This is a genomic window from Methylobacterium planeticum (assembly GCF_008806345.1).
Taxonomy (GTDB): domain Bacteria; phylum Pseudomonadota; class Alphaproteobacteria; order Rhizobiales; family Beijerinckiaceae; genus Methylobacterium; species Methylobacterium planeticum.
Genome location: NZ_VZZJ01000002.1, coordinates 150684 through 171978 on the forward strand (window position 1 = coordinate 150684; position 21295 = coordinate 171978).

The following is a 21295-nucleotide window of genomic DNA, read 5'->3' on the forward strand; positions in this document are numbered from 1 at the left end:
CTCTCCCGTGCGGGAGAGGGTTGGGGTGAGGGATGCGGACTCTCCGGAGAGGTCGCACCCCTCACCCGGTCGGCTGGCGCCGACTCGCCCTCTCCCGGACGGGAGAGGTGGGGCGGGCCGCCGTTCCGGGGGGACGGGGTGGCAGGCGCGGGTGGCACGCCGCGCCCCCGCTCCCGTGCGGGAGAGGGGCGGATTGCGGCGTGTCCGGACGACCCCCGATCCTCACCGGTCCGCGGTCGCACGCGGCCCGGAGGCGGGCGCCTCAATCCCCCTCGGGCCGGAAGACGTAGCCGAGGCCCCGGACGGTGCGGATGAAGCGGGGATTGGCCGGGTCCGGCTCGATCTTCTTGCGGATGCGGTTGATGCGGACATCGATGGCCCGGTCGAAGGCCTCGGGGTCGCGGGCGTCGGCGAGGTCGAGGAGGCGCTCGCGGGTGAGGGCCCGCTTCGGGTGGTCGGCGAAGGCCTTGAGCAGGTCGTACTCGGAGCGGGTGAGGGGCTGCTCCAGGCCCGCGTCGTCGCGCAGGCGCAGGGAATCGGGCTCCAGCCACTTGGTGCCGAAGCGGATGCGCCGGGGGGGCGGCGCCCCGGGCGGCGGGGCGGGGGCCGCCTCGGGCCGGGGGGCCGGCCCCTGCGCCCGGCGCAGCACCGAGCGGACCCGGGCCACGAGCTCGCGCAGCTCGCAGGGCTTCGACAGGTAGTCGTCGGCCCCGAGCTCCAGGCCGACGACCCGGTCGATGGGGCTCGCGGTCGCGGTCAGCATGATGATCGGGATCGTGCCCCGGGCCTTGAGGTCGCGCACGATCGAGAGCCCGTCCTCCTCCGGCATGTTGAGGTCGAGGACGATGAGGTCGGGGGTGCGCGCGTCGAGATGGCCGCGCAGCGCCCGGCCGCCGTCGCAGAGCGCCACGTCGAAGCCGTGCAGGCGCAGGTAGTCGCCGATCATCGCGCGGGCATCGGCCTCGTCGTCCACCACGACGATGTGGGTCGGCCCGGCGCTCACGGTCCCCTCCGGTCGGATCGATTGAGGATCACGCGCATCATCTCGGAAGCCGCAGGGTCTCGCATCACGGGTGGCGCCGCCGGGCGGCTCTCGGTGCCATTACGCGGCAGGATTGTACAGTGCACCATTCATGCCCCTCTGGCGACGCGGCCCTGCCATCTATCAACGACCGGTTGTCCGCCGGCCCGAACCCGGTCGGCCCGGCGGACGAGCTTGCCGGAACCATCGCGGTGCCCGCGCCGACCTGACGTCCCAAGTTTGCAGCAAGATTTCGTCCAGCGCGCCATCGGCGTGATCTTGCGCCGACCGGCCGACATCGTTGGCGCAACGGTGCAGTTGCGCACCGATGCACCCCAGATGGGCCACAATCGCGATTCACCTGTGAGACGATCCAGGGCAGAGCCTGGCGCGCCGCTCCGCGCCGCGGGGCAACCGGGACCTCGGAATGGACGACGACATCCTCCACCTCATCCCCGACGAGGTCGCGGAAGCGCCCCAGCGCGGCGGCGTCTGGACGATCGCGGTGGTCGACGACGACCCGGCCGTGCACGAGGGCACCCGCTACGCGCTGGCCGATTACCGGCTCGACGGGCGCGGCCTCGAGATCCTCTCGGCCCATTCCGCCGCCGAGGCCCGCGGGCTGCTGGCCGGGCGGCGCGACGTCGCGGTGGTGCTCCTCGACGTGGTGATGGAGACGGACGATGCCGGCCTCGCCCTCGTCGACTACATCCGCCGCGACCTGCGCGAGGAGACCGCCCGCATCATCCTGCGCACGGGCCAGCCGGGCCAGGCGCCGGAGCGGCGCGTCATCGTCGACTACGACATCAACGACTACAAGGCCAAGACGGAGCTGACCGCCGACAAGCTCTTCACCAGCCTGACGGCGGCGTTGCGCGCCTACCAGCAGCTGAAGCGCCTCGACGAGACCCGGCGGGGGCTCGAGATCATCATCGACGCGGCCCCGATGCTCCTCGACCACAAGTCGATGCAGCGGCTCGCCGAGGGGATGCTGACCCAGGTCGCCTCCCTGCTCAACGTCGCCTGCGCGGGCATCCTGGTGCTGCGCGAGAACGGCGAGACGGACGAGCGCTTCTGCGTGCTCGCGGGCTCGGGCTGCTACCAGCACTACGTGGCCCGCGAGCCCGCCTGGCCCCTCGACGCCGACGTGCACCCGATCGTCGCCCGCACCTTCGCGGAGCGCCGGCACAGCTTCGGCACGCCCTGCTCGACCCTCTACCTCGAGACCTCGACGGGCAGCGAGATCGTGGCCCTGATCGACGCCGACCGCTCGCTCTCCGAGACCGACCGGGCCCTGATCGACCTGTTCACGAGCCGGCTCTCGATCGCCTTCGACAACGTCATCCTGTACGAGCAGCTGCAGCGGGCCAATGTCGGCCTCGAGCAGCGGGTGGTGGAGCGCACCGCCGAGCTGATCCGGGCGAACCGGCGCCTCGCCATGCAGCGCTCGGACCTGCGCCGGGCGAACGGGCTGAAGACCGAGATCCTCGGCACCATCGCGCACGACCTCAAGAACCCCCTGGCGGTGATCCTCGGCCGGGCCGAGATGCTGACCGACATGACCGGGATGACGCCCCCGCCCCTTGAGCAGATGCGGGCGCAGGTCGAGCATGTCCGCAGCTCGGCCAAGCGCCTGACCGGCATGATCGAGAGCCTGATGGCCGACGCCATGACGGACGCCCTCGACATCACCCTGCGCCGGGAGCCCGTCGACCTCGCGGGCCTCGCCCGCGAGGTCTGCGAGGCCAACCGGCCCCTCGCCCAGATCAAGGACCAGACCCTGGCCGCGGAGCTGCCCGGGGAGCTCTACCTCTGCGGCGACGGCGAGCGCCTGCGGGAGGCGATCGACAACCTGATCTCCAACGCCATCAAGTACAGCTTCCGCGGCGGCGCCATCACGATCCGGGCCTGGCGCGACGGGGAGGAGACCGTCTGCGCCGTGAGCGACCAGGGCCCCGGCCTGTCGCCGGAGGATGCCGGCCGCGTCTTCGGCCGCTTCCAGCGCCTCTCGGCCAAGCCCACCGGCGGCGAGGGCTCGACCGGGCTCGGCCTCTCCATCGTCAAGCGCATCGCCGAGCTGCACGGCGGCCGGGCCAGCGCCGAGAGCCCCGGGCCGGGGGCGGGCGCCACCTTCGCGATCCGCTTCCCCAACATCGCGGTCGAGCTGCTCTAGGGTCCCGATGGCGGCGAACCGGCCCGAGCGCATCTTCGTCCTGACCGGGGCCGGCATCTCGGCCGAGAGCGGGCTCGGCACCTTCCGGGACCGGGGCGGCCTGTGGGGCCGCTTCGACCCGATGCGGCTCGCGACGCCCGAGGCCTTCGCGGACGACCCCGACACCGTGCTCGACTTCTACAACCTGCGCCGCCGCGGCGTGATCGCGGCCGAGCCGCATGCGGGCCACCGGGCGCTGGCCGCGGCGCAGGCCCGGCTCGCGGCCCGGGGCGGGCGCCTGTTCCTCTGCACCCAGAACGTCGACGACCTGCACGAGCGGGCGGGCGCGCGCGACGTCGTGCACATGCACGGCGAGCTCCTGCGGATCCGCTGCCTCGCCTGCGGCTCGGCCTTCGACCGGCGCGGCGACCTCCACCGGACCGAGCCCTGCGCCGCCTGCGGCCGGGCCGGGGCATTGCGCCCCGACGTGGTCTGGTTCGGCGAGATGCCGAAGCACCTCGACCGCATCGACGCGGCGCTCCGGGCCGCCGACCTCTTCGTCGCCATCGGCACCTCGGGCTCGGTCTACCCCGCCGCCGGCTACGTGGCGCAGGCCCGGGCCCTCGGGATCCGCACCTGCGAGCTGAACCGCGAGCCCTCCGACAACGCCGCGCTGTTCGACGAGGCCCGCTACGGCCTGGCCAGCGACATCGTTCATGAATTGTTCCATTCACGGGTCGACTGAGCGCTTGCGTACTCCACCTTGCGGGCTCCCGCAGGAGGCGGTTCCATCCAACGACTTACCCGCGCCGGGCCCCCCGCGGCCGCCGCGGCCCGATCCGGCGAACCGAGCCGAATCACGCCAAGGGGCGCCGTCAAGATGTGGACGGCGCCGCGACCCGAGCGTTACAAACGTCAAGCTTGGTGAGTCGTCGCGCGGCCTCATCCAGGCGTTCGTTGCAGCCTTAGGGGAATAAAATACCCATGCAGAACATAACCGTGACTGCCCGCGAGCGTGACACTGTTCTGGCGGCGTTGCGCTATTATCAATTCTACCGAATGCAGGGCCATCCTTTCGATCCTCGCCAAGATCATCTTATCGATGCTATTGCGAACGAGACTGGTGAGGCCCTCGATCTTGCTGAGGTCGACGATCTGTGTGCCGGCCTGAACGGCAACAAGCACGCGCTCTGCGCTTCGGTCTGAAGCGGCCGGCGGGGCGGAGTGGATCCGCCCCAATCCCGTACCGCCCTGGTTTCCCTCAGAAAACCCCCGCCACCCGCACGCCGGCACGCTGCGGATCGGGCTTTGCCGGAAGGTCCATCAGGCCCGGCACCAGGAGGGCGTAGGTCGTCAGGATCGTGCCCGCCGCGAAGATCTTGATGATGTCCCGCATGGTTTCAGTCCCCTCGTGTCGAGCCCGGTTCACCGGCGTCTCCCGTTGGGGTGGATGTCTAAGCGCGGCGGTTTGCCTCCAGATTTCGTCGGCACGTCCCGAATGTTGCGTTGCGGGCGCAACTGAGCCCCGCACCGCCCGGCCCGCCGAGCCCCGGCGCCGGCCGCCCCGGCGAGGCGGCCCGCCCTTCGCCCGCCCCGACAAATGTCCTAAGCAGGACCCGCGCCGGCACCGATGTCCGGCGGCGAGGAAGGTTGGGGGATGGGTCCGATGTCGCTGCGCCGCCTGGCCCCCGCCGGGTGGGTCCTCCTTGCCCTCCTGCTCGCCCCCCGGCCGCCCGCGCGGGCCGCCGAGGAGAGCGCCGCGATGGCCCTCGTCGTCTCCGTCGACGTCTCGCAATCCGTCGACGAGGCCCGCTTCCGCCTGCAGATGGAGGGGATCGCAGAGGCGCTGGAGGATCCGGCGGTGCTCGGGGCCATCACGGGCAATCCCGGCGGCATCCTGTTCGCGCTCGTCACCTGGGCCGACAAGGCGGCTCTGACGCTCCCCTGGACCCGGATCGCCACCCGGCGGGACGCGGCCGCCGTCGCGGCCCGCGTGCGCGCGGTACCGCGGCAGGCCGGCACCTTCACCTGCCTCGGCCAGATGCTGCGGTCGGTCTCGGCGAGCGTGCTGCCGGCCCTGCCGGTCCCGGCCGACCGGGTGGTGATCGACGTCTCGGGCGACGGGATCGACAATTGCGCCGACCCGGACGCGATCCACGATGAGCGCGACGGGCTGCTGGCGACCGGCGCCACCATCAACGGCCTGCCGATCCTGGTGCCGGGGGAGAACGACGTGGTCGGGGTCGGCGCCTTCCGGGCCCCCGGCTACGGCCTGCGCGAATTGAAGGACGGGGGCGAGACCACCCTCGACCGCTGGTACAGGGCCCACGTGGCCGGCGGGCCCGCGGCCTTCGTCCTGGCGGCCCAGGGCTACGGCGACTTCGCGCGGGCGCTGCGCCAGAAATTCGTGATCGAGATCAGCGCCCTGGCTCCCGCCCGGCGCTGATCGGAGGGCCGGTCCCGCGCCGCTCAGGGGCGGCACCGGCCTCGCTCAGGGGGCGGCTTGAAGCTGCTGCTTGGCCCGTCCGATCGCCGCCTCGCAGGCGCTCGCGTCGCCCTTCTTGTCGGCGGTCCTGGCCTCGTCGAGGGCGACCTTGGCCTGCTGCGCCCTGTCGCCGCCCTGGCCGGCCTGGGCCGACTTCTCCGGGGGCGCCTCCGGGACGGAGGCCTGCCCCCCGGTCGAGCCGGTGACGCCCTGGCCCTCGCGGGCGCCCGCGGTCGCCTTGCCGCTGGTCGAGGCCGAGATCGCCTCGGTCGCCTCGGCCTTCACCCGCTTCTCGAGGGCCGCGATCTGGTCCCCGCAGGGGGAGGCCAGGGCTGGCCCCGCGAGACCCGCGACGAGGAGGGAGGCCAGGGGCCAGACGATACGGGTCATCACGTTCATTCCTCGGCTGCTGGCCGCGCGGCGGGACGCCGGCCTCGCGATCTGTCGGAGAACGCCCCGGATAGGATTGCGATCCCTTCCGGCCGGAACCTTCCGGTCGATCCGCGGCGGGCGGGCCGCAGGTCCCGAACACGCGGCGCATCGCGCCCGACAGGGCGAGGCCCGGGACCGCGGGAGCAGCGGACCGGTGAGAAGGCGGAGCCCGCGCCCGACCCCGCAGGATCGGGCGCGGGTCCGGATCCTACGCGCTCAGCTGGTCGCGGATCGGCAGCTGGCGCACCCGCCGGCCGGTCGCCGCGAAGATCGCGTTGGCGATCGCCGGCGCCACGGGCGGCACGCCCGGCTCGCCGACGCCACCGAGCGGCGCGTTGAAGTCCGGGTTCGGCAGCAGGTGGACGACGACCTCCGGGGCGGCATCGATCCGGACGATCTCGTAGCCGTCGAAGTTGTTCTGCTGCGCGCGCCCGTCCTTGAAGGTGATCTCGGAGGTGAGCGCGAGGCCCATCCCCATGACGACCGCGCCCTCCATCTGCGAGCGGACGCGCTCCGGGTTCACCTGGGGCCCGCAATCGATGGCGATGTGGACCTTCTTGACCGAGACCTGGCCCTTGTCGCTCACCTCGACCTCGGCGGCGACCGAGGTGTAGGTGACGAAGCTGTAATGCCCGGCGATGCCGAGGCCCCGGCCCTTCTCCATCTTGCGGCCCCAGCCGATGCCGTTGGCCGTGGTCTCGATGACCCGGCGCAGGCGGCCCGTGTCGATCGGGTAGAGCTTCGGGTCCTCGCCGTGGTTCCAGACGTCGCCGATGGAGGTCGGATCGATCTTCCGGGCCGGCCCGATCAGGTCGAGCAGGTAATCCTTCGGGTCGCGCCCCGCCTCGTGCGCGAGTTCGGCCACGAAGGACTGGATCGCGAAGGCGTGCGGGATGTTGGAGACCGAACGGAACCAGCCGATGCGCACGTGCGCGGCGGCCTCCGGGTTCTCGAGCCGGATATTGGCCAGGTTGAAGGGCGTGTTGACGAGGCCCATGCCGAGCTCGAAGGGCAGCTCGTGCTTGGGGTCCGGCGCGAAGATCGAGCCGATCGTCGGAGCCGCGCTGCGGTGCAGCCAGGCCACCGGCATGCCCTTCTCGTCGAGGCCGGCCTCCAGGCGCTCCACCGAGATGGTGTGGTAGTAGCCGTGGTGGATGTCGTCCTCGCGGGTCCAAGTCAGCTTGACCGGGACGCCCCCGACCTGCTGCGAGCAGAGCGCGGCCTCGACCACGTAATCGGGCTTCGACTTGCGGCCGAAGCCGCCGCCGAGGAGCGTCACGTTCACCTTGACCTTGTCGGCCGGCAGCTTGAGCGCCTTCACCAGGCGGTCATGGGCCGCCTGCGGCCCCTGGGTGCAGGCCCAGGCCTCGCAGGCGCCGTCCTTCACCCACGCCACCGCGGCCGGGGGCTCCATCGGGGCCTGGACGAGGTGGGGCACGAAGTACTCCGCCGAGATGCGCTTCTTGGCCTTGGCCATCGCCCCGTCGACGTCGCCCTGGTTGCGCACGACCTTGCCGGGCGCGCGCACCGCCTTCTCCAATTCCTGGCGGAACGCGTCGGTGTCGTAATGCGCGTTCGGGCCGTCGTCCCAGGTGATCTTGAGGGCGTCGCGGCCCTTCATGGCGGCCCAGGTGTTCTTGGCCACCACCGCCACGCCGCCGAGCGGCATGAACTCGGAGGGGATCTCGCCGCCGTCGATCTTGAAGATCTTCACGACGCCCGGGACCTTCCTGGCCTCGCTGTCGTCGAAGCTCGCGACCTTGCCGCCGTAGACCGGCGGGCGGGCGACCAGCGCGTAGAGCATCCCGTCGAGGCGGGTGTCGAGGCCGTAGATCGCCTTGCCGGTGGTGATGTCCCGGTTGTCGATGAGGCCGATCTTGCCCTTGCCGATGTAGCGGAACTCGGACGCCGCCTTCAGCTTGACGCCCTCGCGCGCGGGCACCGCCAGCTCGGCCGCCGCCGCCGCGACCTCGCCGTAGCCGAGCTGGCGCTTCGACGTTACGTGGGTGAGGACGTGGTTCTGGGCCGTCACCTCGGCGACCGGCACGCCCCATTGCTTGGCGGCGGCCTCCCGCAGCATCAGGCGCGCGGCGGCGCCCGCGTGGCGGAAATGCCGGAAGAAGTGGCGCAGGGAGCGCGAGCCGTCGGTGTCCTGGTTGCCGAAGCGCTCCTCGTCGCCCCAGGCCTGGACGACCTTGACCTTGTCCCAGTCGGCCTCGAGCTCGTCGGCGACCACGAAGGCCACGGAGGTGCGCACGCCCTGGCCCATGTCGGAGCGGTGGTTCGTCACCGTGACGGTGCCGTCCTGCGCGATGGCGATGAAGACCTTCGGGTCGTCGCGCCAGCCATGCGGCATGCCGTCGGCGCCGAATTTGGGGGCCTCCTTCTTGGCCTCCTCGGCCTCGAGGCGGTCGGGCAGCGAGAGGGCGAGCACGAAGGCGCCCAGGCCGCCGAGGATCGCGCGGCGGCTGACATTGGCGAGGACGGCCGGAATCTCGGCCTTGGGGGTGTCGGCCGCGAGCTCGGCCATCAGCTTGGCGTCGTGGATCACAGGCGCTCTCCCTTGTTGGCGGGCGCGGCAGCCTGGCCGGCGGCCTGGTGGATCGCGGCGCGGATGCGCGGATAGGTGCCGCAGCGGCAGAGATTGCCGCTCATGGCCTCGTCGATCTGCGCCTCGGTGGGCTTGGGCGTGTCCTTGAGGAGGGAGGCGGCCTGCATCATCTGCCCGCACTGGCAATAGCCGCACTGGGAGACGTTGAGATCGCGCCACGCGACCTGGACCGAGTGGTTGCCGTCGGGCGAGAGGCCCTCGATCGTGGTCACGGCCTGGCCCTCGGCCGCCGAGAGCGGCGTGACGCAGCCGCGCACGGCGGTGCCGCCGAGATGGATGGTGCAGGCGCCGCACAGGGCCGCGCCGCAGCCGAACTTGGTCCCGGTGAGGCCGAGCTCGTCGCGCAGGTACCAGAGCAGCGGCATGTCGGGATCGCCGTCGAAGCTGCGCTCAGCTCCGTTCACGGTCAGTTTGATCATCAGCATCGTCCTGTCAGGGGTCGCTCGCGCCGGGCGGATCGGACCCGCTGCCGCGATGCGACCAAGTTCGGTTCGGCCTGGCCCCCACGCCGGATTCGACCGGCCTGCGAGATCCAGTTCGCTTGACGTGCAAAGCGGGCGACGGGCGCCGCCCTGGGGATGTGAGAACGCGGTGTCGGAACGCGACGCGAGAACGCGATTGCGGGCCCACGAAAGCCGCCTCCATCCCGGGCGGCGCGGATGCCGGTCGGGATGCAGAACCGCCCCCGGCCCGCTTTCTTTCCTCAGAATGAATTCAATCTACGACAGGCGTGCCACGCGTTGCAACGCGGGCAATGGCCGCGTCCGGGCAAAGCCTTGCATCTGTCACATGGCGCGTAACTTTTCGCACAGTCCCGGCCCGGATCCCGGGCCGGCGCCACGGATCACCGGCGGCAGGCCTCAGACCGTGACCTGCGTGCCCACTTCGACGACGCGGCCGGTCGGGATCTGGAAGAAGTCCGTGGCGTCGTTGGCGTTCTTGGCCAGCGTGATGAAGATCCGGTCCTGCCAGAGCGGCATGCCCGAGTGCGCCGCCGGCCGGATCGAGCGCCGGGACAGGAAGAACGAGGTCGCCATGATGTCGAACTTGAAGCCCTGCTTGCGCAGCAGCGTCAGGGTCTTGGGGATGTTCGGCGTCTCCATGTAGCCGAACTTCATCACGACCTTGGAGAAGTGCGGCCCGATCGGCTCGATCCGCACCTTGTCGGCGAGGTTCGAGCGCGGCGTGTCCACGGTCTCGACCGTCAGGATGACGTTCTTCTCGTGCAGCACCTTGTTGTGCTTGAGGTTGTGCAGGAGGGCGGCCGGGGCGATCTCGGGGTCGCTCGTGAGGAACACCGCGGTGCCGCGCACGTGGTGGGGCGGGCTCTTCTCCAGCATGCCGACGAGCTCGGTCAGCGGCACGTCGGTCTTGCGGGTCTTGTTGAACAGGATCGTGACGCCCCGCACCCAGGTCCACATCAGGATGATCAGGCAGCCGGCCACCAGAAGGGGCACGTAGCCGCCCTCGAACACCTTCAGGAGGTTCGAGAGCATGAACAGGAACTCGACCACGATGAAGGGCATGATCGCGGCGGCCGCCGCGATCGGCGACCAGCGCCAGTAGCGCCACAACACGATGAAGGAGAGGGAGGCGGTGAGCAGCATCGTGCCGGTGACGGCGATGCCGTAGGCCGAGGCCAGCGCCGAGGAGGAGCGGAACAGCACCGCCAGCACCACGACGCCGATCAGCAGCAGGGTGTTGATCTGCGGCAGGTAGATCTGGCCCGAATGGGCCTCCGAGGTGTGGCGGATCTCGAGGCGCGGCAGCAGGCCGAGCTGGATCGCCTGGCGCGACAGGGAGAAGGCGCCGGTGATCACCGCCTGGCTCGCCGTGACGGTGGCGAGGGTGGCCAGGATCACCATCGGGATCAGGCCCCATTCGGGCACGAGCTGGTAGAACGGGTCCGTGGTGTCGGGCTTGGCCAGGACCAGGGCGGTCTGGCCGAGATAGTTCAGGACGAGGCAGGGCGCGACGAGGCCGAGCCACGCCACCTGGATCGGGCGGCGCCCGAAATGGCCGAGATCGGCGAACAGCGCCTCCGCCCCCGTCACGGCGAGGAACACGGCACCGAGGGCGACCAGGGCGCCGGAGCCGTGGCCGAGGAGGTAATGCACCGCGTACCAGGGGTGGAAGGCCCAGAACACGCTCGGGTTGGCGATGATGTGGGGCAGGGCCGCGAGCGCCAGCGCCAGGAACCACACCACCATGATCGGCCCGAAGAAGGCCGCGACCTTGCTGGTGCCCCGGCTCTGGACCAGGAACAGGGCGACGATGATCGCCACCGTGATCGGCAGCACCGAGTTCTCGAAGGCCGGGGTGACGAGCTTCAGGCCCTCCACGGCCGAGAGCACGGAGATGGCCGGGGTGATCACGGCGTCGCCGTAGAACAGCGAGGCGCCGAGGAGCCCGAGGGTGAAGACGATGCGCGAGCCGCCGAGGGATTTGCGGGCGAGCGCCATCAGCGAGAGGATGCCGCCCTCGCCGTTGTTGTCCATCCGCAGCAGGATGGCCACGTACTTGATGGTGACGATGAGGAGCAGCGCCCACAGGATCAGCGAGGCGGTGCCCAGCACCTCCTCGGCGAGCAGGATGTTGTCGCTGCGCGCCGGCCCCAGCGCCTCGCGGAAGGCGTAGAGCGGGCTCGTGCCGATATCGCCGTAGACGACGCCGACCGAGCCGACCACGAGGGTCCAGAAGCTGACCGGAGCGTGGGGCTGCGCGCCGTCGGGCAGGTCGAGGGCGCCGGCCGGCATCGGCACGGCGCCGCCGCCCTCGCCCGCCGCCGGGCCTCCGGCCGGGCTGGCGCCCGGCTTGTCGGTTTGGCCGCCCGCGGCCGCGGGTTGAGCGGCGGCGGCGCTCGATGAAGCGGATTGCGTCATGGACTGCGATCTGGGGTGATGCCTGCCCGGAGGCTCGCGACGCGGCGCATGGGGGACGCGTAGGCTTCCAAGGCGCGCGGGCGCGGCTGGGGGCCGGCCCGCTCAAGGGATCGTGGCGGCACGCTAGCACGTGCCCGATTCCACGGAAACAGCGACCTTTCGGCAGGGGTGCCGCCGGGAGGCGCGGGTCGCGGCCCGGAGGGCCGCACGGGGTCGCGGGCGGAGCGGGCCGTCACGGCGGGGGCCGTCGGGCCGCCGCCATCACTCGGCCGCCGTCACGCTGCCGCCGTCACTCGGCCGCGTTGCGGGCGCCCTGGCCGAAGCGGCGCTCGATGTAGTCGATCACGATGGTCTCGAAATCCTTGGCCAGCGTCGCGCCGCGCAGGGTCATCGCCTTCTTGCCGTCGATGAAGACGGGGGCGGTCGGGGTCTCGCCGGTGCCGGGGAGCGAGATGCCGATATCGGCGTGCTTCGATTCGCCGGGCCCGTTCACGATGCAGCCCATCACGGCGACGTTCAGTCCCTCGACCCCCGGATAGGTCTTCTTCCATTCCGGCATCGAGGTGGTGATCCAGTTCTGGATGTCGCGGGCGAGCTCCTGGAACGTCGTCGAGGTGGTGCGGCCGCAGCCCGGGCAGGCGGCCACCAGCGGCACGAAGGTGCGGAACCCCATGGTCTGGAGGAGTTCCTGGCTCGTCTTGACCTCGAGGGTGCGGTCGCCGCCGGGCTCGGGGGTGAGGGAGTAGCGGATGGTGTCGCCGATGCCCTCCTGGAGCAGGACGCCGATGGCGGCGGAGGCCGCCACGATGCCCTTCGAGCCCATGCCGGCCTCGGTCAGGCCGAGATGGATGGCGTAGTCGGAGCGGCGCGCCACCTCGCGGTAGACCGCGATGAGGTCCTGCACCGCCGAGACCTTGGCGGAGAGGATGATGCGGTCCTTGGGCAGGCCGAGGGCCTCGGCGCGCTTGGCGGAGGAGAGGGCCGACTGCACCATCGCCTCGCGCATCACCGCGCGGGCGTCGATGGGGCGCGGCAGCTTGGCGTTCTCGTCCATCAGGTGCGTCAGCAGCTCGCCGTCCAGCGAGCCCCAGTTGGCGCCGATCCGCACGGTCTTCCCGTAGCGGACCGCCTGCTCGATGATCGTCGAGAATTGGGTGTCCTTCTTCTCCTTGAAGCCGACATTGCCCGGGTTGATCCGGTACTTGGCGAGCGCCTCGGCGCAGGCCGGATGGTCGGAGAGGAGCTTGTGGCCGATGTAGTGGAAGTCGCCGACCAGGGGGACGTGCACGCCGATCCGGTCGAGGCGCTCGCGGATCTTCGGCACCGCCGCCGCCGCCTCGTCGCGGTCGACGGTGATGCGCACGAGCTCCGAGCCGACCCGGGCGAGCTGCGCCACCTGCGCGACCGTCCCGTCGATGTCGGCGGTGTCGGTGTTCGTCATGGACTGGACCACGACGGGCGCGCCGCCGCCGACGACCACCGCCCCCTCGCCCTCGCCGACGCGCACGCCGACCGTGCGGTGCCGGGGCGCCGGACCCGCGATCTCGGGGCCGGTTCCGCCGAGGGTCTGGGGATCGGCTGCGGCTTCCATGGCTTCCATCGTGGACCTTGCGTGGGCCTTAGAGAGTCTTGTCGGCCGGCCTGCGGCCCGAAGAGACGATCGGATCGATCCCGGCCGCCGGTCCCGCCCATCGGACATCGGCTGGCGCCGGGATCATCCTATGCGGGCGATCGTTTAGCTGAGATTGCCGTGACGTGGCGTCAAGTCGATGACTCTGCATGGCAGGTTCGCGCGTGTCATGTCGCATCGCCGCGCGATTGTCGAGTTCACCTCCGGGACGCAGCCGCGACCGTCTCGCAGCCCTGACCTCCGAGGCAGGCGGGACCGCGCCGATTCCCCCCGCTGATTCGCGGGAACCCGGAGCCTGCTCCGCCGCTTTGCTGTGGTGCAACAGTTGCTACCGCAATGCAACATCCCATCTTGAGACCATGATGAACAACGATTCCCACCGGCCCGAGCCTCACAATCCCGTCACCGCCGTGCCGGCCCCGGACAGTGACGGCATCGCCAGCCAGCCCGACCGCCACCCGCCCGCCACCATCCTGGCGGGCCCCCGGGCGGAGAAGAACGTGGCGCTGGCCCTGCAGGGCGGGGGCGCGCACGGCGCCTTCACCTGGGGCGTGCTCGACGCGCTGATCGAGGACGGGCGCCTCGGCTTCGAGGCCATCACGGGGGCGAGCGCGGGCGCCATGAACGGCGTCGTGATGATCGACGGCTGGCTCAAGGGCGGCCCGGAGGGCGCCCGCGAGGGCCTCGAGACCTTCTGGCGCGAGGTCAGCCTCGACGGCGACCTCGGCCCGACGCAGCGCAAGGTCTTCAGCGGCTTCCTGGGGTTCTGGGCCAACAACCCGGTGGCGGAGTTCTGGACCAGGGCGCTGGCGCCCGGGCCCTACGTGACGAACCCGCTCAACATCAATCCGCTCAAGAAGGCCCTGGCCAAGCAGGTGGATTTCGAGCGGCTGCGCGGGGCCGACACCGCCGGGGTCTTCGTCTCGGCCACCAATGTCTGGACCGGCAAGCTCGCGGTGTTCGAGCGCGAGGCCCTGACGGTCGATCACCTGATGGCCTCGGCCTGCCTGCCGACGGTGTTCCAGGCGGTCGAGATCGACGGGGTGCCCTACTGGGACGGGGGCTATCTCGGGAACCCGCCGCTCTATCCCCTGCACCGGGGCGCGGTGACCCGCGACATCCTCCTGGTCCAGATCAACCCGGTCGAGCGCCGCGAGACCCCGCGCACGCAGGGCGAGATCCAGGACCGGCTGAACGAGATCACCTTCAACGCCAACCTGATGCGGGAATTGCGGGCGATCGACTTCGTGGACGGCCTCATCGACGAGGGCGTGCTCGGCCAGGGCCAGTACCGGCGCGTCCTCGTCCACCGCATCGACGGCACCGACGCGCTGGAGGATTACGACGCCTCCTCGCGCCTCGATGCCCGCTGGCGGGTGTTCCAGCGCCTGCGCGACAAGGGCCGCGCCGCCGCCCAGGCCTGGCTCGGCGAGCGCTACGACGATATCGGGCACAGCTGCACCCTCGACCTTCCCGCGGCCTACCAGTGACGCCGGCGGCCGGGCGCCGCCGCGATCCGGCCCGGCGGACCCGGCGAACCCGGCGCCCGGGGGCCCGGCGCGATCCCGAGGGATTAAGCCGGCCCCCTTGCGCGTTGGCACCTGTATGATGGCCGACAAGACAAAGCGACCCGACATCGTCGACCTGCTGGTGCCGCTGCGGCGCTACGCACGCTCCCTGACCCGCGACACCCTGCGGGCGGACGACCTCGTGCACGACACCCTGGTGCGCGCCCTCGAATCGCAGGCGACCCTGCGGCCGAACACGAACCTGCGGACCTGGATGATGACGGTCCTGCACAACGTCTTCATCGACGACCAGCGCCGCAAGCGCGTCGAGGCGCGCCATGCCGACGTGCTGGTGCAGATGAGCGAGGAGGTGGCGCCCCCCGCCCAGGAGGGGCAGGTCCGGCTGGCGCAGATCCGCAAGGCCTTCCTGACCCTTCCGGAGGAGCAGCGCGCCGCCCTCCACCTCGTGACCCTCGAGGGCATGGCCTACGCGGACGCGGCGGCCGTCCTCGGCATTCCGATCGGCACCCTGATGTCGCGCCTCGGCCGCGGCCGGGCGGCGCTCCGGGCCTTCGAGGAGGGCGAGCGCGGCGGCAAGGCCGCCGATCCGCATCCCGGCCCCTCCGAGCGGCCGCACCTGCGGCTGGTGTCCCGGGACGGGCAGGCGGCCGGAAGCACCCCGCCGGCCTACGAGAACCGGGCGTTCGGGACCTACTGAGCCCGGAGGCAGGCGGACAGCCGGCGGCTCCCAGGATGCCGCCGCTCCCCCCGCAACGTTTCGCGATGATATGAAATGCGCCTGAGACGACGATAGGACGTGGCGTCATGGTCGACCCGATTACAGACTCCGATCTCATCGCTTACGTCGACGGGCAGCTCGACGTGATGCGGCGCCTCGACGTGGAGGCGCACCTCGCGCGCCACCCCGAGGTGGCGGCGCAGATCATGGCCGAGCTGCACGATCGCGACGCCCTGCGCGAGGCCTTCGCCCGTCCCCCCGGGGTCGGCCCGGAGCGCAACCGGGTCGCGGCGCGGCGCCTCGACCGGAGCCTGCGCTGGCGTCAGGTCGCCTCGCGCCTGCGGCGCGTCGCGGCGATCACGATCCTGGTGGGCGCCGGCTGGCTGGCGCACGCGGAGGTCGGCGTCTTCGGCGTCCCCGACACCTTCGCGTCCCCGGTGGACCCGACCCTGATCGAGGATGCGCAGCAGGCCCGGCAGACGGCGCAGCTGCGCGCCCGGATGATCTCGCAGCGCGCCACCCCGGCCTATGACCGGGCCGATATCGAGGCCGCCACCGGCATCCGCCTGCCCGACCTGCCGCCCGACTGGACGGTGCGCGACGTGCAGGTGTTCCCCGCCCATCGCGGGGCCGGCGTCGAGGTGGCGATCAACGCGGGCGATCTCGGCGCGGTCGAGCTGTTCGCGACGCACCGCCGCACGGTCGGCCGGGCGAACGAGGTGACGCGCTCGAGCGACGGCGCCACCGCCTACTGGACGGCGGGCGGTTCGTCCTACGCCCTCAGCGGCGCCAGCGACGAGACCCGGCTGCGCCAGGCGGCCCAGCAGCTCGCCGCCGCCATGATGCCGCCCGCCGCGGGTCCGGCGACCGTGGCGCCCGCGACCCCTTGAGCGGGCACGCCCCTCAATCGAGCATCGAGGGCGTGGCGTCGGTGGCGAGGCGCGCCCGCGCCTCGGCGGCGTCGACGTCCATCCGGGCGATCAGCGCTTCGGCGCTGGCGAAGCGCTCCTCGCCGCGGATATAGGCGACGAACTCCACCGCGACGGCCTGCCCGTAGAGATCCCCCGAGAAGTCGAACAGGTTGACCTCGAGGAGGGGCGCGCCGTCGTCGAAGGTCGGGCGCCGGCCATAGCTCGCCACCCCGTTCCGGACCGTGCCGTCGGGCAGGCGCACCCGCACGGCGTAGATGCCGTGGGCGAGCCCGCAATCGGACAGGGCGAGGTTCGCGGTCGGGTAGCCGAGGGTGCGCCCGCGCTTGTCGCCGTGGCGCACGCTCCCCTGCACGAACCAGCGGTAGCCGAGCAGCGCGTTCGCCCGATCGACGTCGCCGGCCGCGAGCGCCGCCCGGATCGCGCTCGACGAGACCGGCCGGCTCTCGGCCGGGAGGGAGACCGGCGGGACGATGCGGCAGCGCAGGCCCGCGTCGCGGCACATGGCGGCGAGGAGGGCCGGGGTGCCCTCGCGCCCGCGCCCGAAATGGAAGTCGTGGCCGATCACCACTCCGGCGAGCCCGAGCTCGGCCTTGAGGAGATGCTCGACGAAATCGCGCGCGCCGGTGCCCGCGAGGCCGGCATCGAAGCGGCGCACGATCAGCCCGTCGAGGCCGAGGCGCCGGAAGACGATCTCCTTGGCGCCCGGGCCCGTGAGACGGAACATCGGCTGGCCGGGGGCGAAATAGGCCCGCGGATGCGGCTCGAAGGTGAGGATGACGGCGGGCCGGCCGAGCGCGGCGGCGGTCTCGCGCACCGCCCCGACGAGGACCCGGTGACCCTGGTGGATGCCGTCGAAATTGCCGATCGCCGCGATGGCCCCGGCGAGCTGCGGCGGGACCGGCTCGTCCTCGCGGCATACCGTGAAGGGACGGGCCGTCCTCTCGTCGCCTGACGACATCGAACTCATGAAGCTTGCAAGGGGATCGGGTCCGGACACGGCAGGCGGTCTCGCGCGCGGCGGACCCTGTCGAAAAGCGCCCGGAGGGTCAAGCGACGGGCCGACGCGGGCCGAGCGGCCACGGTTGCGCGGCCCTGGGTGCGGTTCCGTGCGGAGTTAACCGGTTTGAAATTCGATGTCGTGTAATTTCGCAGCACGAGGGGCCGCGTGGAGGCGGCGCCTCACGCAATATGCATCGGGGGCCGCCGCCGCACCGGCCCTGAAGACGGAGCAGACCGCCCATGGCCCTCGACCTCAGCATGCCGATCCTCGTCGTCGACGATTATCAGACGATGGTCCGCATCATCCGCAACCTGCTGAAGCAGCTCGGCTTCGAAGAGGTCGACGACGCCTCCGACGGCACCGCGGCGCTGGCCCGCCTCAAGAGCCGCAAGTACGGCCTCGTGATCTCCGACTGGAACATGGAGCCGATGACGGGCTACGAGCTGCTGCGCCACGTCCGCGCCGACGAGGCCCTGCGCACCACCCCGTTCATCATGGTCACGGCCGAGTCGAAGACCGAGAACGTCATCGCCGCCAAGAAGGCCGGCGTGAACAACTACATCGTCAAGCCGTTCAACGCCGCCACCCTCAAGACCAAGATCGAGGCCGTCTGCGGCGCCTGACCGGCGGACCGCGGTTGCGTCGATGCGGCCGGCCGCTCCCCGAGCGGCCGGCCCGAAGGGTGCCGGTGCCGCTCGGGCGCGTCGCCGGAGCGTAGGGAGTAGCGTGACGATGAAGTTCGCCCGCAAGCCACGGAACCCGGTTCCCGAGCCGCCCTCGCCGCGCGTGATCAACGAGCTGGTCGAGATCGCCGACTACATCAGCCATCTCCGGCAGGAGATCGCGGCGCTTCGGGCCAACGAGCTCACCCGTGACCGCATCCCCATGGCGCATGAGGAACTCGGCAACGTGCTGGCCGCGACGGCGGGCGCCACCAACCAGATCATGGCCTCGTCCGAGGCGATGCTGAGCCTGCCCGACGACGCCGCCTACCGGGAGAACGTCGAGGCCCGCATCTACGAGATCTTCGAGGCCTGCGCCTTCCAGGACATCACCGGGCAGCGCATCTCGAAGGTGGTGGAGGCCCTGCGCCAGCTCGAATTGCGGCTGGCGCGCTTCGCCAGCGCCGTGAAGGCGCGCGACGAGGCGGGCTACGACCCGACCGAGGCCGAGCGCCGCAAGCGGGCCGAGGTGCTGCTGCTGAACGGGCCGCAGATCGACGGTCCGGCCACCTCGCAGGACGACATCGACGCCCTGTTCGCCTGAGCCTCGCTCAGGCCAGGCGCCCGCTCACCAGATCAGGCGCTCGATCACCGCGTCGGGCCGGATCGCCTGCCGGCTCAGCCAGTCGGCGATGTCGCCGAGCCGCGCCTGCTCGGCGGCGACCCCGAGCTCCTCCGCGTGGATGCCGCGCGCCACGAGCAGGCTCGGGATCCCGAAGGCCCGCGCGCCCGCGATGTCGGTGCGCAGGGCATCGCCCACCGCCAGCACCCGCGCCCTGTCCGGCGCCCCGATACCGTCGAGGGATGCCGCCCGGGCGAGCGCCGCCTCGTAGACCGGCCGGTAGGGCTTGCCCGCGTAGATTACCGCCCCGCCGATCTCCGCATAGGCCGCCGCCAGGAGGCCCGCGCAGGGGATGAGCTGCTTGTCGCGCTCCACCACGAGGTCGGGGTTGGCGCAGATCATCGGCACCGCCCGCGCCCGCAGCGCCGCGAGGCCGTCGCGGTAATCCGCCGCCGTCTCGCGCGTGTCGTCGAACAGGCCGGTGCAGACGACGAGGTCGGCCGCCGCCGCCGCCACGAGCGCGAGGTCGAGGCCCGCGAAGATGCCGGCATCCCGCTCCGGGCCGAGATGGTAGATCCGGGCGCCCGGGCGCTCGGCGATCAGGTCGCGGGTGAGGTCGCCCGAGGTCAGGACGGCGTCGTAGGCCTCCCGGGGCACGCCGTACCCGTCGAGGATGCGCTGCACGCCGGCCCAGGGGCGGGGCGCGTTCGAGACCAGCACCACGCGGCGCGGGCGCTCGCCCGGAAGCGCCCGGAAGCGGATCAGCGCCTCCCCGGCCGCCCGGTGGCCGTTGGTGCCGTCGTGCAGCACGCCCCAGACGTCGCACAGGATCAGGTCGTGGCGCGCGGCGACCTCCGAGAGGCCCGCGAGGGTCGGGACGGCGGGAGCCGGGGCGGCGGAGGCCGCCTCGCCGGGGGAGTGACGCGTCATGGGGGATCCTGCTGCTGCGCTGCGGCGGCCGGGTTAGGCGGGGGCGCCCGCGAAAGCAACGCCGGCCGCGCGGCGCGGGGCTCAGCTCGCGCGGCGCAGGAAGTCGCGGAAGGGGCGCCGCTGCGGCGGCGGCTCGGGCTCGTCGGGGGAGGATGGCGGCGGGGAGGCCGGCGCCCCCGGCGCGGGGGCCTGGGCGGGGCCGGCGAGCACGTCGGCCCGCACCGCGCGGGGGGCCGCGAAGACGGCGCCCTGCGCGAAGGGCACGTCGAGGTCGATCAGGTCCGGCACGTCGGTCTCGCGCTCGACGGCGTTCGCCACGAGGCGGATGCCGGCCCGCGCGAGGGCCGCCACGAGGTCCTCGACGGCGATGTCCGAGAGGTTCTGGCGGGTGAAGGCCTGCCGCAGCAGCAGGTCGGCCGAGACCTTGACCTGGGCGACGCCGCGCTCGGCGAGCGAGAGGGCGTCGAAGCGCAGATCCGTCGGGCGGTCGAGGATGAAGCCGATCTTGCCCCGCATCGCGGCGAGCGCCCCCGCCTGCTCGGCGTCGAGGTTGCGCCAGCTCGCCTGCGGCAGGGCCACGACGAGGCGCCCGGCCAGCCCCGGCTCGGACGCGACGAGGCGGGCCAGCGAGCGCAGGAAGCCGGGCTCGAACAGGGAGAGGGGCGACAGGCCGTAGCTCACCGCCGCCTCGCTGCCGCGGCCGGCGAGGTGGCGCGCGATGGTGGCGACGCGCTGGAGCATGCGCCGGTCGAGGTCGGTGCTGCGCCCGTGCCGCTCCAGCACCGGCAGGAAGGCCTCGGGGGCCAGCACCTCCCCGGCGACGCGCAGCCGGGCCAGGGCCTCGTAGGAGGCGACCTTGCGCTGGGGCAGGGTGACGACGGGCTGGAGATGGACCTCGAGCCCGTCCGCGTCGAAGGCGGCGATCAGGGCCGCCTCGCGCAGCGGCTCGTGGTCCTCCGGGGGCGGCAGCTCGATCACGCCGCCGACGAAGGGCGCGGGCTCCGGCGCGCGCCGAACCGGCGGCAGAGCCCGGGGAGGCAGAGCCCGGGGAGGCATGGGCCGCGGCACCGGGGCGCGGGGCGCCTGGATCTCGGGCTCCGGGGCCGCCGGCGGCGCGGCGACCGACGCGGCGCGGGGCGCGGGGTGAACATGTGCCGGGTGGATATGCGTCGGATGCGGGGGCTCGGCCGCCGCCGGGGCGGCCTCGGCCACCGTCTTCAGCCGGGCGATCTCGCCGTCCTGCGTCGCCACCACGGCGGCGAGGTCGCGCACGATGCCGCTGAGGAGGCCGATCTCCACCGTGACCTCCTCGACGCCCGCCGCCAGGTCGGCGGAGGCGTCGCCCGGCGTGGCCGCCCGCGCGCCGCCCTCGATCCGGAGCAGGCGCTTCGAGAGCACGTCGACCTCGGCCGAGAGCTTGTCGCAGCGGGCCGCGAGGGCCGTGGCGCGGCGATGCGCGAGGCCCGTGGCGAGGACCGCCAGGAGGGCGAGCGCGCCCCCTGCGAGGATCGGCGAGTAGACGGCGAGCGGTGCCAGGGCGATGAGCCCGAGGATGCCGAGGGCCGTCAGGCTGCCACGCCGGCCGAAGATCCGGGCCATCGGATTCGCTCAACACCCTCAAGCACGCACGGGACGGGCGCCCCGACGCGGCGAATCGGGGCCTGACCGGTTGTCGCCGAGGGCCGCGGC

The 21295-nt window shown here is 72.2% G+C and carries 19 protein-coding genes; 9 read left to right on the forward strand and 10 right to left on the reverse strand.

The window, feature by feature from the left end; genetic code table 11:
• Positions 1-262 precede the first annotated feature (262 nt).
• Positions 263-1003: a response regulator gene (locus tag F6X51_RS02605; RefSeq protein WP_150961654.1), complete on the reverse strand. Its 741-nt coding sequence runs from the start codon at positions 1001-1003 to the stop codon at positions 263-265.
• Between the two features lie 445 nt (positions 1004-1448).
• Here F6X51_RS02605 and F6X51_RS02610 point away from each other — a divergent pair, with 445 nt between their 5' ends.
• The 3 genes from F6X51_RS02610 to F6X51_RS02620 all read left to right on the forward strand — a co-directional run bounded on the left by F6X51_RS02610 (position 1449) and on the right by F6X51_RS02620 (position 4379).
• Positions 1449-3194, forward strand: coding sequence for an ATP-binding response regulator (locus tag F6X51_RS02610; RefSeq protein WP_150961655.1), 1746 nt, complete (start codon positions 1449-1451; stop codon positions 3192-3194).
• Positions 3195-3201: 7 nt separating this feature from the next.
• The gene (locus F6X51_RS02615; RefSeq protein WP_150961656.1) at positions 3202-3918 is read left to right on the forward strand and encodes an NAD-dependent deacylase; all 717 of its coding nucleotides are present in this window, start codon (positions 3202-3204) and stop codon (positions 3916-3918) included.
• Between the two features lie 239 nt (positions 3919-4157).
• On the forward strand, positions 4158-4379 hold the full coding sequence (locus F6X51_RS02620; RefSeq protein WP_150961657.1) for a hypothetical protein: 222 nt from the start codon (positions 4158-4160) through the stop codon (positions 4377-4379).
• Between the two features lie 55 nt (positions 4380-4434).
• Here F6X51_RS02620 and F6X51_RS28855 read toward each other — a convergent pair whose 3' ends face one another.
• Positions 4435-4569, reverse strand: coding sequence for a hypothetical protein (locus F6X51_RS28855; protein ID WP_281407617.1), 135 nt, complete (start codon positions 4567-4569; stop codon positions 4435-4437).
• A 270-nt stretch (positions 4570-4839) separates the two neighbouring features.
• On the opposite strand from F6X51_RS28855, the gene F6X51_RS02625 reads away from it, so the two are divergent.
• The gene (locus F6X51_RS02625) at positions 4840-5619 is read left to right on the forward strand and encodes a DUF1194 domain-containing protein (protein ID WP_246696576.1); all 780 of its coding nucleotides are present in this window, start codon (positions 4840-4842) and stop codon (positions 5617-5619) included.
• 45 nt (positions 5620-5664) lie between these two features.
• On the opposite strand, the gene F6X51_RS02630 is transcribed toward F6X51_RS02625, so the two are convergent.
• The 5 genes from F6X51_RS02630 to ispG form a co-directional block, all read right to left on the reverse strand.
• Positions 5665-6048 carry a hypothetical protein gene (locus tag F6X51_RS02630; protein ID WP_150961659.1) on the reverse strand — a complete coding sequence of 128 codons (384 nt, stop codon included), beginning with the start codon at positions 6046-6048 and terminating at the stop codon, positions 5665-5667.
• Positions 6049-6298: 250 nt separating this feature from the next.
• On the reverse strand, positions 6299-8641 hold the full coding sequence (locus F6X51_RS02635) for a xanthine dehydrogenase family protein molybdopterin-binding subunit (RefSeq protein ID WP_150961660.1): 2343 nt from the start codon (positions 8639-8641) through the stop codon (positions 6299-6301).
• On the reverse strand, positions 8638-9120 hold the full coding sequence (locus F6X51_RS02640) for a (2Fe-2S)-binding protein (RefSeq protein ID WP_150961661.1): 483 nt from the start codon (positions 9118-9120) through the stop codon (positions 8638-8640). The genes F6X51_RS02635 and F6X51_RS02640 overlap by 4 nt, the downstream gene beginning before the upstream one ends.
• Positions 9121-9561: 441 nt before the next feature.
• Positions 9562-11583, reverse strand: coding sequence for a potassium transporter Kup (locus F6X51_RS02645; protein WP_150961662.1), 2022 nt, complete (start codon positions 11581-11583; stop codon positions 9562-9564).
• Between the two features lie 289 nt (positions 11584-11872).
• The gene (gene ispG, locus F6X51_RS02650) at positions 11873-13183 is read right to left on the reverse strand and encodes a flavodoxin-dependent (E)-4-hydroxy-3-methylbut-2-enyl-diphosphate synthase (protein WP_150961663.1); all 1311 of its coding nucleotides are present in this window, start codon (positions 13181-13183) and stop codon (positions 11873-11875) included.
• A 392-nt stretch (positions 13184-13575) separates the two neighbouring features.
• Here ispG and F6X51_RS02655 point away from each other — a divergent pair, with 392 nt between their 5' ends.
• The 3 genes from F6X51_RS02655 (at position 13576) to F6X51_RS02665 (ending at position 16350) form a co-directional block, all read left to right on the forward strand.
• Positions 13576-14703: a patatin-like phospholipase family protein gene (locus tag F6X51_RS02655; RefSeq protein ID WP_150961664.1), complete on the forward strand. Its 1128-nt coding sequence runs from the start codon at positions 13576-13578 to the stop codon at positions 14701-14703.
• A gap of 115 nt (positions 14704-14818) precedes the next feature.
• A complete protein-coding gene (locus F6X51_RS02660; protein WP_150961665.1) occupies positions 14819-15439 on the forward strand; it encodes a sigma-70 family RNA polymerase sigma factor in 621 nt (206 codons plus the stop codon).
• A 107-nt stretch (positions 15440-15546) separates the two neighbouring features.
• A complete protein-coding gene (locus tag F6X51_RS02665) occupies positions 15547-16350 on the forward strand; it encodes an anti-sigma factor family protein (RefSeq protein WP_150961666.1) in 804 nt (267 codons plus the stop codon).
• Positions 16351-16363: 13 nt separating this feature from the next.
• On the opposite strand, the gene F6X51_RS02670 is transcribed toward F6X51_RS02665, so the two are convergent.
• Positions 16364-17350 carry a bifunctional riboflavin kinase/FAD synthetase gene (locus F6X51_RS02670; protein ID WP_150961667.1) on the reverse strand — a complete coding sequence of 329 codons (987 nt, stop codon included), beginning with the start codon at positions 17348-17350 and terminating at the stop codon, positions 16364-16366.
• A gap of 281 nt (positions 17351-17631) precedes the next feature.
• On the opposite strand from F6X51_RS02670, the gene F6X51_RS02675 reads away from it, so the two are divergent.
• The gene (locus F6X51_RS02675) at positions 17632-18015 is read left to right on the forward strand and encodes a response regulator (protein WP_150961668.1); all 384 of its coding nucleotides are present in this window, start codon (positions 17632-17634) and stop codon (positions 18013-18015) included.
• Between the two features lie 109 nt (positions 18016-18124).
• Positions 18125-18658 carry a protein phosphatase CheZ gene (locus F6X51_RS02680; protein ID WP_150961669.1) on the forward strand — a complete coding sequence of 178 codons (534 nt, stop codon included), beginning with the start codon at positions 18125-18127 and terminating at the stop codon, positions 18656-18658.
• A gap of 24 nt (positions 18659-18682) precedes the next feature.
• Here F6X51_RS02680 and F6X51_RS02685 read toward each other — a convergent pair whose 3' ends face one another.
• Positions 18683-19606, reverse strand: a complete 924-nt coding sequence (locus F6X51_RS02685) for a TIGR01459 family HAD-type hydrolase (protein WP_150961670.1) — start codon at positions 19604-19606, stop codon at positions 18683-18685.
• A gap of 81 nt (positions 19607-19687) precedes the next feature.
• Positions 19688-21205: an EAL domain-containing protein gene (locus F6X51_RS02690; RefSeq protein WP_150961671.1), complete on the reverse strand. Its 1518-nt coding sequence runs from the start codon at positions 21203-21205 to the stop codon at positions 19688-19690.
• Positions 21206-21295: the final 90 nt, after the last annotated feature.

What these genes read in the sequence shown, in the direction of transcription:
- F6X51_RS02610 (WP_150961655.1), top strand. Translation starts at nt 1,449, where the DNA reads ATGGACGACGACATCCTCCACCTCATCCCCGACGAGGTCGCGGAAGCG.
- F6X51_RS02615 (WP_150961656.1), top strand. Translation starts at nt 3,202, where the DNA reads ATGGCGGCGAACCGGCCCGAGCGCATCTTCGTCCTGACCGGGGCCGGC.
- F6X51_RS02620 (WP_150961657.1), top strand. Translation starts at nt 4,158, where the DNA reads ATGCAGAACATAACCGTGACTGCCCGCGAGCGTGACACTGTTCTGGCG.
- F6X51_RS28855 (WP_281407617.1), bottom strand. Translation starts at nt 4,569, where the DNA reads ATGCGGGACATCATCAAGATCTTCGCGGCGGGCACGATCCTGACGACC.
- F6X51_RS02625 (WP_246696576.1), top strand. Translation starts at nt 4,840, where the DNA reads ATGTCGCTGCGCCGCCTGGCCCCCGCCGGGTGGGTCCTCCTTGCCCTC.
- F6X51_RS02630 (WP_150961659.1), bottom strand. Translation starts at nt 6,048, where the DNA reads ATGACCCGTATCGTCTGGCCCCTGGCCTCCCTCCTCGTCGCGGGTCTC.
- F6X51_RS02640 (WP_150961661.1), bottom strand. Translation starts at nt 9,120, where the DNA reads ATGATCAAACTGACCGTGAACGGAGCTGAGCGCAGCTTCGACGGCGAT.
- F6X51_RS02645 (WP_150961662.1), bottom strand. Translation starts at nt 11,583, where the DNA reads ATGACGCAATCCGCTTCATCGAGCGCCGCCGCCGCTCAACCCGCGGCC.
- ispG (WP_150961663.1), bottom strand. Translation starts at nt 13,183, where the DNA reads ATGGAAGCCATGGAAGCCGCAGCCGATCCCCAGACCCTCGGCGGAACC.
- F6X51_RS02655 (WP_150961664.1), top strand. Translation starts at nt 13,576, where the DNA reads ATGAACAACGATTCCCACCGGCCCGAGCCTCACAATCCCGTCACCGCC.
- F6X51_RS02660 (WP_150961665.1), top strand. Translation starts at nt 14,819, where the DNA reads ATGATGGCCGACAAGACAAAGCGACCCGACATCGTCGACCTGCTGGTG.
- F6X51_RS02665 (WP_150961666.1), top strand. Translation starts at nt 15,547, where the DNA reads ATGGTCGACCCGATTACAGACTCCGATCTCATCGCTTACGTCGACGGG.
- F6X51_RS02670 (WP_150961667.1), bottom strand. Translation starts at nt 17,350, where the DNA reads ATGTCGTCAGGCGACGAGAGGACGGCCCGTCCCTTCACGGTATGCCGC.
- F6X51_RS02675 (WP_150961668.1), top strand. Translation starts at nt 17,632, where the DNA reads ATGGCCCTCGACCTCAGCATGCCGATCCTCGTCGTCGACGATTATCAG.
- F6X51_RS02680 (WP_150961669.1), top strand. Translation starts at nt 18,125, where the DNA reads ATGAAGTTCGCCCGCAAGCCACGGAACCCGGTTCCCGAGCCGCCCTCG.
- F6X51_RS02685 (WP_150961670.1), bottom strand. Translation starts at nt 19,606, where the DNA reads ATGACGCGTCACTCCCCCGGCGAGGCGGCCTCCGCCGCCCCGGCTCCC.
- F6X51_RS02690 (WP_150961671.1), bottom strand. Translation starts at nt 21,205, where the DNA reads ATGGCCCGGATCTTCGGCCGGCGTGGCAGCCTGACGGCCCTCGGCATC.